We start from the raw sequence: 13,908 nt of genomic DNA on the forward strand, positions 1-13,908 counted from the left end.
GTGCCTATCCAAGAGGTTGGGTCACTACCCGACGGCTTGGTTATCGACAATATCTGCAAAAATTTGCTGATATTGTCACTAAAGATAACCTAAGGTCTCCAAGAGAGACTTCAGGTAGCCTGGACAAGAACGTAATCCAAGAGTTCCTCCTTGGAGAAGGAGGACAGGAGGATTGATCTTCTATATCTAAATCTACATAACTTGAGTATCCAACTGTTGTTTCGTTATCGCAGCTCCCGCTCCCTTTCCCCGCCTCACCAGCCAAGGCCGGCTGTCTGGGGAAAATTGATTCCCAACCTTCAACCTTTAACATTTAACCTGCAACATAACTAACTCCAGATGGGTTTTGTCACTTTCATAAAGGAAGAAAAATCCTCCGGCCTAACGAAAAGTCAGGGATCTGTTTTGGCGAAGACGGTACGGAGGATAAACCCCGAACCATCGGGGGTGTCTGAAGCTCCGCGACCAGCGGAGCAAGTTAAATTATTTTCCGACGTACCGGCGGAGACTGATTCCTGAGTTTTCTCAGCCGGTCATTTTTTTGGGTTCTCCAGCTCTGCTGGTCCCGCGCATGCGGGATGCGTCGTTCCAAAAAAGGAACAATCACTTTAGCGATAAAAAATGGACAAGAATAAAGTATTATTTCTAAATAAGAGACTAAATGCCTTAACTACATAGCCGGATGTTTGGGGGGAAATAGATTCACAACCTTCAACCTTTAACATTTAACCTGCAACAAAAAGGAACAAGAGCATGGCATAATTTCTAAATAAGAGACCATAAAAAAATAGAAACATGGCATCATCTCAAAAAAAGCACCCCATCGAAATAATAATACAACTTTTCACTTATCGTTGTATATTTTTAAAAAACAAAATAAGCGTACGCTTTCTGTCGATTCAACCATTGCTGATGTGAGATATGCCGGTATTCTTATTGCAGTTATAGGAATCAGCCTTTTTGCAGCCTCATGCGGCTCCGTCTCGCGCATGAAAAAGCCCGAGCCGGAGGCGCCGCCCGAGGACATTACCTTCCCGGATGCCAATGCCCGGGGCGAGCGGATTGAACAGGGCGTCGCCAGCTGGTACGGTCCCAAATTTCATGGCAAGCTGACGGCCAACGGCGAACAGTACGACATGAACCGGCTGACGGCCGCCCATCGCACCCTCCCCTTCAACAGCGTCGTCAAAGTCACCAACCTGGACAACGGGCGGTCCGTGATGGTGCGGATCAACGACCGGGGGCCCTTTGCCAAGAACAGAATTATCGACCTCTCCAAAAAGGCGGCCCGCGAGATACGCATGATTGGTGCGGGCACCGCCCCCGTCGCCTTGTCGCTGATGAACGACAGCCTGGACAACTCCCGCACCACCGACCTCAAAACCGCAACCTATACGGTGCAGCTGGGCTCGTTCATGGAACGCTCACGGGCCTTTGAACACGCCCGCAAGATTCGCGGATCACGGGTCGAGACCATCCGGCAGCCGGAGGAGACGCTCTACCGGGTCTACTACGGTACCTTCATTGATAAACAAGAAGCACAGCAGAAAGAACAGGAATTGCAGCAGCGCGGATTCCGGGGCTACGTGAAACAGATTCAAAATTAACGGGCTTTTGGGGAATGCTGCATCGCTCCCTTCGGTTTATAAGCATCGGTTGGCAATATTAGTGATCCCTTGCGAGGTGACATGAAAAAAAAGATACTTATTATCGGCAGCGGGTTCGGAGGACTTGCAACGGCTTCGCGGCTGCTTTCGGAAGGCCATGAAGTGGAACTGTTCGAAAAGAGAGACAAGGCTGGCGGACGGGCCTATGTGTATGAACAAGACGGCTTTACCTTCGACGGCGGCCCGACGGTCATTACAGCCCCATTCCTCTTCGATGAGCTTTTCAAAAAAGCGGGCAAAAAGCGGGAAGACTATGTGACCTTTGTGCCCTGTGATCCCTTTTACCGTATTTTTGACGACCGGGGACGGAAGTTTGACTATAATGGCGACCATGATTTTGTGCTCAGTGAAATTGAGCAGTGGAATCCCGATGACAAAGAAGGCTACACGGCTTTCCTGAAAACAACCAGGGCTATCTTCAACAAGGGGTTTGTAGAGCTTGCCGACCAGCCCTTCCATAACCTGTGGGAGATGATCAAGGTCATCCCCGACCTGCTGCGCCTGCAGTCGCACAAGTCGGTATACCAATACGTCTCCCGGTATATTGAAGATGATTTTCTGCGGCAGGTGTTCTCCTTTCACCCGCTGCTGGTAGGCGGCAATCCCTTTGATACGACCTCCATCTACGCCATGATCCACTACCTGGAACGCGAATGGGGCGTCCATTATGCCATGGGGGGCACGGGTGCGCTCGTTAACGCCCTGACCCGCCTTATTGAGGAACAGGGGGGCACTATCCACTACAATGCCGAAGTGGATGAAATCACCATCCAGGACGGCAGAGCCACGGGGCTGCGGCTCAAGGATGGCACTGTGCACCGGGCCGACCAGGTGGTCTCGAACGCCGATGTTGCTTTTACCTACCGCCACCTCATCCCCGAACAGCACCGGTCGACCTATACCAATCGCAAGATTGAGCGCACCCGCTACAGCATGTCGCTCTTTGTGATCTATTTTGGCACAAAGAAACGCTACCTAAATTCCGGACTGGAACACCATAACATCATACTGGGCAGCAGGTACCGGGAACTGCTGTCGGATATCTTCCACGACAAAACACTGGCGGACGATTTTTCGCTGTACCTGCACATGCCTACCAAGACAGACCCCTCGCTGGCCCCGGAGGGATGCGAGGCCTTCTACGTGCTCTCTCCCGTGCCACACCTGGACAGCGGCACGGACTGGACCACCCAGGCCCGGCCGTACCGCGATGCGATCATGAACTTCCTGGAGGAAAACTACCTTCCCGGCCTGCAGGAACATATTGTCACCGAACACCACATCGACCCCCTGCATTTCGAGCAGACGCTCAACAGCTACAAGGGATCGGCGTTCTCGGTGGAACCGATCCTGACCCAGTCGGCCTGGTTTCGCCCCCACAACAAGTCGGAGGATGTGATCGATCTCTTCTTCGTGGGAGCGGGCACCCATCCAGGAGCCGGGCTGCCCGGCGTGCTGTCTTCGGCTAAAATTGCAGAACAGCTTATCTGCAACGACTGATCCCGGGCGGAGCTCCGCAACCAGCGACCCTGTTATTATCCCCGTTCTGCTGTATATTGGGTGATATAATGGCATTATCATCTAACCAGAAACCGTCTATGGAAACCAACAACCTTCTGCTGCTGGCTGTGATCCTGCTTCTGGGCGCCTGCCAGCCCAATCCCCCGGCCTACCAACACCTTGATCTTGAAGAAATTACCATCCCGGAGCTGCAGCAGGGATACCAGAACGGGCAGTACTCCATCGAGGAAGTGACCGGGGCCTACCTGGATCGTATCCAGGCCATCGATCGCAACGGCCCCGTCCTCAATGCCATGCTGCATATCAACCCCAGGGCGAGGGAGCAGGCGCGGAAGCTGGACCGGGAGCTGGCGGAAGGCACCTCCCGCGGCCCGCTGCACGGCGTGCCGGTTGTGCTCAAGGACAACATCGACACCCATGACATGCCTACCACGGCCGGTGCGCGGGTGATGGAGGGATCGATTCCGCCCAAGGATGCTTTCATTACGGCCCGGCTGCGCGAAGCGGGGGCGGTGATCCTGGGCAAAAGCAACCTCAGCGAATGGGCCAACTTTCACAGCAGCTTCTCCTCGAGCGGCTGGAGCGCGCTGGGGGGACAAACGAAAAACCCCTACGACCTGAGCCGCAACCCCTGCGGGTCGAGCTCGGGACCGGGAGCGGCAATCTCGGCCAACCTGGCCGTGGTGGGTATCGGGACGGAAACCAACGGCTCCATCACCTGCCCTTCTTCAGCAAACGGGCTGGTGGGCATCAAGCCGACCGTGGGACTGCTCAGCCGCTCGGGCATCATCCCCATCTCATTTACGCAGGACACGCCCGGCCCCATGACGCGCTCGGTCACCGATGCTGCCATCGCACTCGGCACCATGGTGGGCGTAGACCAGGAGGATTCCAAAACAGGGCCGAGCAAAGACCACCTGCATACCAACTACACTCCTTTTCTAAAGGAGGACGGCCTGCAGGGAAAGCGGATCGGCTTCTGGACCGGTCCCCTGGGGGAGCATCACCGGGTTGACACCTTGATGCACCAGGCGGTGCGGCTCCTGGAGCGCCAGGGAGCAACTATCGTTACACTGGAAACAATTTCGGAAGAAAATATCGGGGAAGCGGCCTTCCAGGTGCTGCTGTATGAATTCAAGGACGGCCTGAACAAGTACTTTGAATCACTGGGGCCGGATGCCCCCGTGCAAACCCTGAAGCAGCTGGTGGAAGCCACGCTCGCCGACTCGGTTGAGATGCGCTACTTTGACCATGACCTGCTCATCAGGGCCAGCAAGAAAGGAGACCTGACGTCAGAGGAATATACCGAAGCGCTCGACCGCATGCTCCTGCATACGCGCGAGGAAGGCATCGACCGGGTGATGGATGAACACAAGCTGGATGCCATCGTAAGTCCCACCGGCGGACCCGCCTGGAAGACGGACCTGACCAACGGCGATCACTTCTCGGTTTCATCCAGCTCGCCCGCGGCAAGAGCCGGCTATCCAAATATTACGGTGCCCATGGGATATATCGACGGGCTGCCCGCAGGCATCTCCTTCTTCGGACGTGCCTGGAGTGAGCCGGTACTGATCGAAATGGCCTATGCCTTTGAACAGGCGAAGCCTGTTCGGAAGGCACCGGCCTTACAAAAAGAGTAGCAGGTTCTACTTCTCAGCTGTTTTCAGCTCTTCCTGGAGGTTGTTCCAGTCGTCAAGGAAGCGCTCCAGCCCGCGGTCGGTCAGGGGATGCTGCAGCAGCTGGTCAATCACTTTCAGCGGCATGGTTGCCACATCTGCACCCATGCGGGCGGATTCCATCACGTGCATCGGATGGCGGATGCTGGCGGCCAGCACTTCGGTTTCATAGCCGTAGTTGTCATAGATGGTAACAACATCCTCGATAAGCTGCATGCCGTTGTCGGAAATATCATCCAAGCGGCCAATAAAAGGAGAGATATAGGTTGCCCCCGCCTTGGCGGCCAGCAGTGCCTGGGTAGCCGAGAAGCAGAGCGTGCAGTTGGTGCGGATGCCCTCGTCGGAGAGGCTGCGTATTGCTTTGATGCCCTCCTTGATCAGCGGCACCTTGACGACCACATTGTCAGCAATGGCCGCCAGATGGCGGGCTTCGCTCATGATCTCATCATAGTCGGTGGAAACCACTTCCGCCGATACATCGCCATCCACAATATTGCAAATTTTGGCAATATGTCCTTCAAAATCGGCCACGCCTATCTTGGCACAGAGGCTTGGATTGGTGGTCACTCCATCCAGTACACCCAGGTCATGGGCCTCCTGAATCTCGTCAAGGTCAGCAGTGTCAATAAAAAATTTCATAATTATTTTTAGCCTGAGATTGGTTGTTTTGCGGGCGGTAAAATACAAAAAATGTTATTCTTTCTTAAGAGCCCCCTCAATTATTTCACCGTGAAGATGATTAATGTCCCCATTACAATCCCCGCCCTCTGGTATATTATTTACTAATAATGACTCAGGAGCCCTCCCGGGGCGACCTCCCATCCATCCAAATGTTAAAAGAATTAAAAAATGCCTTATTTTCATTTTTAGTGCTTCCTTTCTGTATCATTTATGGCACTTTTCCGTAAAGACATTGTTGCTGACGCAAAAACACGGTTTAACCATTATTCCAGTGAAAAACATATTCCATTATTTTATTCTTTCGACATTTCTATTATTACAAGCCTGCGGGGGCAGCGCTGAAAGCCCGGGTCCCGGCGGCAATCCCTTTAACAACGGCCAGCAGCAGCGGGCCACCAGTGTAGAAACCATCACCGCCTCCACCCAGACGATTTCGGACCAGATCAAGTCGTTTGGCAACATCAGGGCCCAGGAGATTGTCAATGTGACACCCCAGGTTTCCAACCGTGTAACCCGGATCTATGCCGATCTCGGTGATACCGTGCGGCAGGGCCAGGCGCTGGCAAAGATCTATGAGGTTCCCTACCGCGATAACTTCCAGCAGGCCAAAGCGCAGCTGGAACAGAGCCGCTCCTCCTATGTGAGGGACAGCCTGCAGTTCTATCGCCAGCAGGAACTCTATCAGCGGGATCTGATCAGTTCCACGGAGTTTGATAATGCGCGGGCCACCTTCCAAAGCAGCAAGGCCCAGTTCGAGGCCTCGCGGGCCAGCCTGACACAGAGCCGGGAAGACCTCGCCAACACCACCATCACCTCGCCGGTCTACGGGGTGGTGCTGAGCAGGAACCTCTCGGAAGGCGACGTTGCCGCCACCGGACAGTCGGCCTATGAAATTGCAAATCTGACGGGTTACCAGGCCCGGGTGTACCTGCCGCTGGAAGAATGGCGGTATGTTGAGATTGGACAGGAAGTGGATTTTCGGCTTTCCAACCAGACGGAGATCAGCGGGAAGGGACGCGTCACCCACATCAGTCCGCGCCTGGACCCCGCCACGGGGCTGGGGGAAGTGGTCATCAGCCTGACCGAACGGGGGAACTCCATCTTCCAGGGCGTACTGGTGGAATCCATCATCAATATTGAAACGCGCGACAACACCATCGTTATCCCGCGGTCGGCCCTGGTTGAAAATGTGCAGACGCTGATTGAGCCGGAGTCCAACACCATCCAGCTGCAGCGCAGCTATTCCGCCTTTGTGGTTCAGGACGACTCCCTTGCGCTCCGCCGTGAGCTGGAACTGGGCATCGAACAGGGCAATGAGATTGAAATTCTGCAGGGCATCCAGGCGGGTGATGAGGTCATCATCACGGGACAGAACAACCTGGATGACAGCACGAACGTACGGGTTGCCAATCCCGACGATTTCCGGGAGGCTCCGCAGAGGCCGATAGAAAATGCGGAACAGCAAGATAGCCGCACCGCCCCGGCCGACAGCTCTACCTCTTAAACCACACCTACGCAGCTTATGAAAATTTTAGCACGAAAAGCGGTTGAGCGACCGGTAACATTCCTGATGACCAGCCTTATCATCATCGGCTTCGGGCTGTTTGGGCTGTCCAACCTCCGGCTGGACCTGTACCCGGATGTCTCGTTCCCCACCATTACGGTCTACACGACCTATGAGGGCGTAGCGCCCCAGGATATGGAAACCCTCATCACCCGTCCTATTGAAGAGGCCGTGGGCAGCATCAGCGGGGTGCGCCGGGTGCGTTCCATCTCCAACCAGGGGGCTTCGGTGGTCAAGCTCAACTTCAACTGGGGGACGGATCTGTACATTGCGGAATCCGATGTCCGCAAGGAGCTCGACTTTGTGCGGCGGACCATCCCCGATGACGCCGAGCAGCCTATTGTGTTTTCCTATGATCCCAACCAAGAGCCCGTCATCGTGCTCACCCTTACCTCTGATATCCGCAGTCCACGCGAGCTGCGGACCATAGCCAAGCAGGATCTCGAACAACAGCTGGAACGCATTCCGGGAGTCGCCTCGGCGGAGACATCCGGGGGATATGAGCGTCAGATCAACATCGACATCAGCAACGAGCAGATGCGCAGCTATAACCTGAGCATCGCTACCATCGGGAACAAGCTGCGCCAGGAGAATATCCAGGTACCGGCCGGCGAGCTTATCGAAGGGCGCACCATCTACTCCCTGCGAACCATCGGGGAATTCAAGAATGTGGATCAAATCAGGAACACGATCATCGCCGTCCGTAACGGGGAACCCCTGCAGCTCAAGGATGTGGCTACGGTTGAGGACGGCATCGCCCAGCCCATCGGAAATGTACATATCGACGGGAAACAGGGCGTGATTGTGAACCTCTACCGCCAGAGCGATGCGAATGTGGTCACGACGGCCAACTCGGTCATCAGCAGCCTGGAGAACCTGGAAAATATCCTTCCCGGTGATGTCACCATCGATGTACTGACCAACAAGGCGGAATTTATCGAAATGTCAATAGAAAACCTGCTGTGGACCGGCCTGCAGGCGGTCATCCTGGTGGTACTTATCCTGCTGGCTTTCCTGCGAAGCGGCCGGTCGGCCCTCATCATTGCCATCTCCATTCCCGTCTCCATCATCTCCACCTTCAGCATCATGGACTGGTCGGAACTGAGTCTTAACATCATCTCCCTTTCCGGGCTGACCCTGGCGGTGGGCATGGTCGTGGATGATGCGGTGGTGGTGCTTGAAAACATTTTTCGCTTTAAAGAGGAGGGCTATGACCGAAACAAGGCCTCTATTTTCGGGGCCCAGGAAGTAGCAGTGCCGGTTGTCATCTCCACGCTGACCACGCTGGTGGTCTTTATCCCCATTCTGTTTGTGCCGGGCATCGCGGGCTTCCTCTTTCGCGACCTGGCGCTGACCATCTCCTTCGCCCTCTCGGTCTCCTCCCTGGTGGCCCTCTCCCTGATCCCCCTGATGAGCTCCCAGATCCTGGCCGCAGATACTAATGCTGATGAGGAAGCGCAGACCAGCAAAACGTACCTGAGGCGCCTGCTGGACTGGAGCCGGGAGTCCGTATACAAGCGTATCGCAGCCTCCCCACTGCTTCTTCTGGGGGGCATCGTCTACCCGCTGGTCTGGCTGTTTCGCTACCTGAAGCATACCCTCGGTGCTTTCTTCGGCAATCGGGTCGGCCCGCGCATCAGCCGCTTTCTTGACCGCGTTGAATCCGCTTACCGCAATCAGCTCTCAAGGGTGCTGGACCAAAGCGGGATGGTCGTCGGCGGGGCCGTGCTGCTCTTCCTGCTGACCCTGCCGCTCTTTAATTTCCTGGGGGGCGAATTTTTCCCCACGGTAGACGATAATGCCTTCATCCTGGATGTGCAGCGCGACCCGGGCGTAAGCCTGCTGGAACTGGAACGGTCCGTCTCGCAGGTGGAAGAGGTCATCCGGGAAGAGGTGCCCGAAGCCCGTCTGGTGGTGTCTGATTTTGGAGACAAGGAAGGCATTGAAGGTGCTGAAAATCCCGGGGGCTACCAGGGGACTGTGCGGGTGGAACTGGTTCCCCAGTCCGAGCGCGACCGTTCGGAGTCAGAAATTACAGCCGACCTGCTGGATGAACTGGAAAGGGTGCCCGGTACAGAAATCAAGGAAGTTCAGCAGGATCCGCTGAGTCCCGAGGGAGAAAACGGACTCATCGTGCAGATCTACGGCTACGAAATGCAGCAGAAGCAGGAACTGGCCAACGCCGTAAAACAGCGGCTGCAGGATATTGACAATATCGTCAATGTCTTCAGCACGGCCGACCAGGGACGTCCCGAGCTGCGGGTGACCATGGACCGGGAACGTATCTCGCGGCTGAACATGACCACCTCACAGGTTGCTACCGCACTTAGCAATGCGGTCAAGGGGAACCTGGCAACGACCTATGTAGACCAGGGCATCGAGTTTGAGGTGCTGGTGCAGCTGCAGGAACAGGACAAGGCAGCCGTCAACGACCTCCGCAACCTCCAGGTGGAAGCCCCCGACGGCAGCTGGCTTCCCCTGGCCAGTCTCGCCCGCATCGAGCGCTATAACGGGCCGACCAACATCCTGCGGATCAACCAGGAGCGCGTGACCGAAGTTTCCGCCGACCTGGCCAACATCGACCTGAAGGAAGCCGCCGACCAGGCCCGGGCACAGCTCGAACAGATAAACTGGCCGGAAGGATACCGCTACGAAATCGCCGGCTCCGCCGAAGACCAGGCGGCCTCGTTCAACTACCTGCTGATCGCTTTTGCCATAGCCGGCATCCTCACCTACATGGTTATGGCCTCACAGTTTGAAAGCCTGGTGGAACCGTTCATTATCATCTTTACCATCCCGTTGGCCCTGACGGGAGTCCTGCTGATGCTCTGGGCAACCGGCACCTCCATCAGTGTCACCTCCATGGTCGGGCTCATACTCCTGTCGGGCATCGTGGTCAACAACGGCATTGTCATGATCGACTACATCAAAATTCTGCAGGCCCGGGATATGGAGCGCAGCCAGGCGATCATTGAAGGAGCCGGGCGGCGACTGCGCCCCATCCTTATGACGGCCTTTACCACCATCCTGTCGATGGTGCCCCTGGCCCTTGAACTGGGGTCGGGCTCGGAAACATGGAGCCCCATGGCACGGACCGTGATCGGGGGGCTCACCATGTCGACGCTGCTGATGCTCTTTGTGGTGCCGTGCCTCTATAAGCTGATCAACGCCATGGTCGAAAATTTCGGTTTCGATTCGGTCCACAAGGAAGACCCATTACTGCAATCTGAACTCCGCTAACTGCCTTTGCCATGAAGAAATTTACCGTAGCCGGAAGCATCCTGAAGCGGCCCATTTCCGTGATCATGATTACGCTGGTCGTCATTGGCTTCGGTATGTTTGCCCTGTCAAACCTGAAGGTCACCCTCTATCCCTCTTTCAACATCCCCATCCTCGCTGTCTCCACCGGCTACAACAATGTAGCCCCCGAAGACATGCAGAAGCTGATTGTGGAACCCATCGAGGGGGCGATCTCCTCGATCGAAGGCATTGAAGAGCTGGAATCGAATATCAGCAAGGGCAGCGCCTTTATCATCCTCCGGCTGAAAAGCGGGGTCAATATCCGCAATACGGAACTCAAGGTACGCGAGGAGATCTCCCGCATCCGCAATGAGCTGCCGGAGGAGGCCGCCGAACCGGTGATCTTCCAGTTTGATCCCGAAAACTTCCCCATTATGCGGCTCAGCCTGGAATCGGACAACAGCGGGCTGGATGAATTGCGACAGCTGGGCGTAGAGTTTATTGAGCCGCGCATCGAGCGGCTTGAAGGGGTGGCCTCGGCCGATACGCGCGGCGGGCTGGAGCGCAAGATTTTTGTCAACGTAGCGCCCATGTCGCTGGCCCAGCACCGCCTGGTTCCCTCGGATATTGAAACGGCCCTGCGCTCGAACAACGTCCAGGTACCCATCGGGGATATCAGGACCGGGACCAACAGCTACAGCGTGCGGGCCCAGTCGATGTACGCCGGCGTGGAAGAGATCAAACAGACCATCATCAAGATGACGGAGCAGGGCATCCCCATCCGGATCAAGGATGTGGCTACTGTCGAAGACGGTTTTGCTGAAATAACCACCCTCGTGGAGATCAACGGCAAGAACAGCGTATCGGTGGAAGTGCAGAAGAAGTCGGACGCCAATACCCTGGACGTCGTCAATGCCGTCAAAGATCAGCTCTCCACAATCAATGCCAACCTCCCGCCCGGGGTCAGCCTGCAGGTGCTCACCGACGACGGGGAAAACATCGAGAACTCTATTTCGAACCTGACCCAGTCGGCCCTCGCCGCCCTGGTGGTGGTGATCATCATCCTGCTCATTTTCATGGGCGGCTGGCGTATCTCGCTCGTTGTAGCGGCAACCATCCCCGTTTCTGTGACGGCCAGCTTTGCGGCCATGTATGCGGCCGGCCTCACGCTTAACATCCTCACCATTACCGCCCTGGCTCTTGCCATCGGCCTGCTGGTAGACAATGCTATTGTAGTTTCTGAAAGCATTGCCCGCAAGCTCGAAGAAAAAATCGATAAGAGGCAGGCCGCCCTCGAAGGAACCAATGAAGTCGTCGGGGCCCTGCTGGGAGCCACTCTTACCACCCTCGGGGTCTTTGTCCCCATCATCGGCCTTACAGGAATCCAGGCCCAGTTCTTTGCCGAGTTTGCCCTCACCATCAGCATTGCCATCGCCATCTCGTTCCTGGCTTCCATCGTCCTGGTGCCGGTACTGGCGGTGCTTTTGCTGGACGGGGAGCACTTCCAAACATCCGGGGGCGCATCCAGGACGCTGCAACAGGTGGAACACGGGTATGCCCGGTCGCTGCGCTGGGTTATGTTTCGCAAATGGATGGTGTTGCTCTTTGTAGGTGCCATCCTCGGAGGCTCTTACCTGCTCTACAACAACCTGCAGTTTGAATTTTTTCCCCAGTCCGACACCGGCCGCGTATCCATCAGCGTGGATCTGCCCTCCGGGACCAAGCTGGTACGCACGGCCCGCGTGATGCGCGACTTCAGCTCCCGGATCCAGGACAAGGACGTGGTGGAATCCGTTGTCACGCAAATCGGGCAGCGCGGCTTTACCACGCGAACGAATACGGGGCAGATCACCGTAACGCTTGTCAATGCAGAAGAGCGGGATATCAGCACCAACCGGTTCTCGGCCGATCTTCGGCAGGAACTGCAGGCACCGGGGGTCGAGGTGAATATACGGGGAGCGGGCGGCGGATTTGGTGGCTTCGGTGGCGGCATCCAACTCAGCCTCGTGGGCCCTGATATGGAAGTGCTAAAGGCCATCTCCAATAAAATTGAACTGGTCATGCTGGCCGACTCCAATGTCATATCGGTGGACAATGGCCGAACCGATCCCACGCCCGAACTGCAATTTCATGTGGACCGGCAGCGGATCAGCCGCATGGGAAGCTCGCTCAATGAGGTGGCGACGTCACTGAAGACCCAGGTCCAGGGTACACGGGTGGGCTACCTGAGGCAGCAAGGCCGGGAGGTATCTATTGAAGTGCAGGCTTCAAAAACGGCGCTGACCAACCGCGAACAGCTCTTTGACCTGGAACTGATTCAGGTGGACAGCCAAAGGGTTCCGGTGGCCGCACTCGGCCATTTTGAGAGCGTGGAGGGTGTGGATCAGATCTCCCGGAGAGACCGGGAAACCATCCTGGATGTCAATATCGAGGTCGACGGCAACCCCAATGAATTTCGGGAGAAACTTATGAACGTCATCCGGGAACAGGTCGTACTGCCCGAAGGCTACCGTTATGAATTTACCGGTTCCACGCAGGACTCAGACGAGGGGTCCAGCGAGGTACTCTGGTCGCTGCTTTTCGCCATATTGCTGACCTACATGATCATGGCCTCGCTTTTTGAGAACTTCCTGGATCCCTTTGTTATCTGGTTCAGCATCCCCCTGGCCTTCTTCGGGGCCCTTGTAGGCCTGTGGGCCTTCAACACCTCACTCAGCGCCACGGCCTTCATCGGCATGTTCATGCTGATTGGCATCATCGTCAATAACGGTATCGTGCTGGTCGACTACATGCACCTCTACACCAAATACCATGAACATTCCGATTCCCTGTTCAACAATGCCATCGAAGCCTGCAAACGGAGGCTCCGCCCCATTCTGCTGACCGCACTCACCACCATCTGCTCCATGGTCCCCCTTGCCATAGGTATTGGCACCGGCTCTGAAATATGGGCTCCCCTGGCACGGGCCGTGATCGGCGGGCTGTTTTTTGGATCCATCCTGACACTCTATGTGGTCCCCGTATTCATTATGGGCATCAGCAAAGAACGCCGCGAAGCGATCAAAAAACATGCGAAATAATTAACCCCATGCGTTTTTAAATGAGTCCAGTAAATTGCATATTACAGCAAACAGACAAACGTTATAAAAGCGGCTGAACCCGCTTCAAATTAGTTATCGCACAACAGGAGGAGAATATATTATGAGTAAATCAAAAGATTTTACCCTTGGACTTTTATCAGGCGCGCTGGTAGGCTCCGTCGTTGCCCTGCTCTATGCGCCCGACAAAGGAACCAACACCCGTGATGTTATTTCGTACCGGCTGAGCACCTATATTGAAGAGCTATCCCAGCTCATTGACAAGCTCTCCAATGAAAAAGAATCCATTTCCGAAGCAAAACGCAAAGGCGACCTGGTCGTTGAAGACGCCCGCAAGCGGGCCAAAGACCTGATCCACGAGGCCGAAGACCTGCTGGGATCCATTGAGCAAACCAAACAGGATGTGAAGGAGTCGCAGTAATTAGCGCTCATTTTATCAGAAGAGCCTCCTCTACGGGGAG

8 protein-coding genes are annotated in these 13,908 nt (G+C 55.7%); 7 read left to right on the forward strand and 1 reads right to left on the reverse strand.

Going from position 1 to position 13,908, the window contains the following annotated elements; genetic code table 11:
• Positions 1–854 precede the first annotated feature (854 nt).
• The 3 genes from FN808_RS19390 to FN808_RS17790 all read left to right on the forward strand — a co-directional run bounded on the left by FN808_RS19390 (position 855) and on the right by FN808_RS17790 (position 4,828).
• Entirely contained in the window at positions 855–1,607 is a 753-nt protein-coding gene (locus tag FN808_RS19390; RefSeq protein ID WP_185958491.1) for a septal ring lytic transglycosylase RlpA family protein, read from the forward strand.
• An 81-nt stretch (positions 1,608–1,688) separates the two neighbouring features.
• Positions 1,689–3,167, forward strand: coding sequence for a phytoene desaturase (locus FN808_RS17785; RefSeq protein WP_142715971.1), 1,479 nt, complete (start codon positions 1,689–1,691; stop codon positions 3,165–3,167).
• 98 nt (positions 3,168–3,265) lie between these two features.
• Complete coding sequence (locus tag FN808_RS17790) at positions 3,266–4,828, forward strand: amidase (RefSeq protein WP_142715972.1); 1,563 nt, start codon at positions 3,266–3,268, stop codon at positions 4,826–4,828.
• Between the two features lie 6 nt (positions 4,829–4,834).
• Here the strand turns inward: FN808_RS17790 and fsa are convergent, their stop codons facing one another.
• The gene (gene fsa, locus FN808_RS17795; RefSeq protein ID WP_142715973.1) at positions 4,835–5,503 is read right to left on the reverse strand and encodes a fructose-6-phosphate aldolase; all 669 of its coding nucleotides are present in this window, start codon (positions 5,501–5,503) and stop codon (positions 4,835–4,837) included.
• A 313-nt stretch (positions 5,504–5,816) separates the two neighbouring features.
• On the opposite strand from fsa, the gene FN808_RS17800 reads away from it, so the two are divergent.
• The 4 genes from FN808_RS17800 (at position 5,817) to FN808_RS17815 (ending at position 13,868) form a co-directional block, all read left to right on the forward strand.
• The gene (locus tag FN808_RS17800) at positions 5,817–7,049 is read left to right on the forward strand and encodes an efflux RND transporter periplasmic adaptor subunit (protein ID WP_185958492.1); all 1,233 of its coding nucleotides are present in this window, start codon (positions 5,817–5,819) and stop codon (positions 7,047–7,049) included.
• An 18-nt stretch (positions 7,050–7,067) separates the two neighbouring features.
• The gene (locus tag FN808_RS17805; RefSeq protein ID WP_142715975.1) at positions 7,068–10,349 is read left to right on the forward strand and encodes an efflux RND transporter permease subunit; all 3,282 of its coding nucleotides are present in this window, start codon (positions 7,068–7,070) and stop codon (positions 10,347–10,349) included.
• A gap of 11 nt (positions 10,350–10,360) precedes the next feature.
• Complete coding sequence (locus FN808_RS17810) at positions 10,361–13,429, forward strand: efflux RND transporter permease subunit (protein WP_142715976.1); 3,069 nt, start codon at positions 10,361–10,363, stop codon at positions 13,427–13,429.
• 121 nt (positions 13,430–13,550) lie between these two features.
• Positions 13,551–13,868 (forward strand): YtxH domain-containing protein, encoded by a 318-nt coding sequence (locus tag FN808_RS17815; protein WP_142715977.1) that lies wholly within the window; start codon positions 13,551–13,553, stop codon positions 13,866–13,868.
• Positions 13,869–13,908 lie beyond the last annotated feature (40 nt).

The organism is Fodinibius sediminis, assembly GCF_900182555.1.
Classification (GTDB): domain Bacteria; phylum Bacteroidota; class Rhodothermia; order Balneolales; family Balneolaceae; genus Fodinibius; species Fodinibius sediminis.

Bases quoted from the DNA above. Each gene is read 5' to 3' on its own strand.
- FN808_RS17815 (WP_142715977.1), top strand. From the start codon at position 13,551: ATGAGTAAATCAAAAGATTTTACCCTTGGACTTTTATCAGGCGCGCTG.
- FN808_RS17790 (WP_142715972.1), top strand. From the start codon at position 3,266: ATGGAAACCAACAACCTTCTGCTGCTGGCTGTGATCCTGCTTCTGGGC.
- FN808_RS17810 (WP_142715976.1), top strand. From the start codon at position 10,361: ATGAAGAAATTTACCGTAGCCGGAAGCATCCTGAAGCGGCCCATTTCC.
- FN808_RS17805 (WP_142715975.1), top strand. From the start codon at position 7,068: ATGAAAATTTTAGCACGAAAAGCGGTTGAGCGACCGGTAACATTCCTG.
- fsa (WP_142715973.1), bottom strand. From the start codon at position 5,503: ATGAAATTTTTTATTGACACTGCTGACCTTGACGAGATTCAGGAGGCC.
- FN808_RS17785 (WP_142715971.1), top strand. From the start codon at position 1,689: ATGAAAAAAAAGATACTTATTATCGGCAGCGGGTTCGGAGGACTTGCA.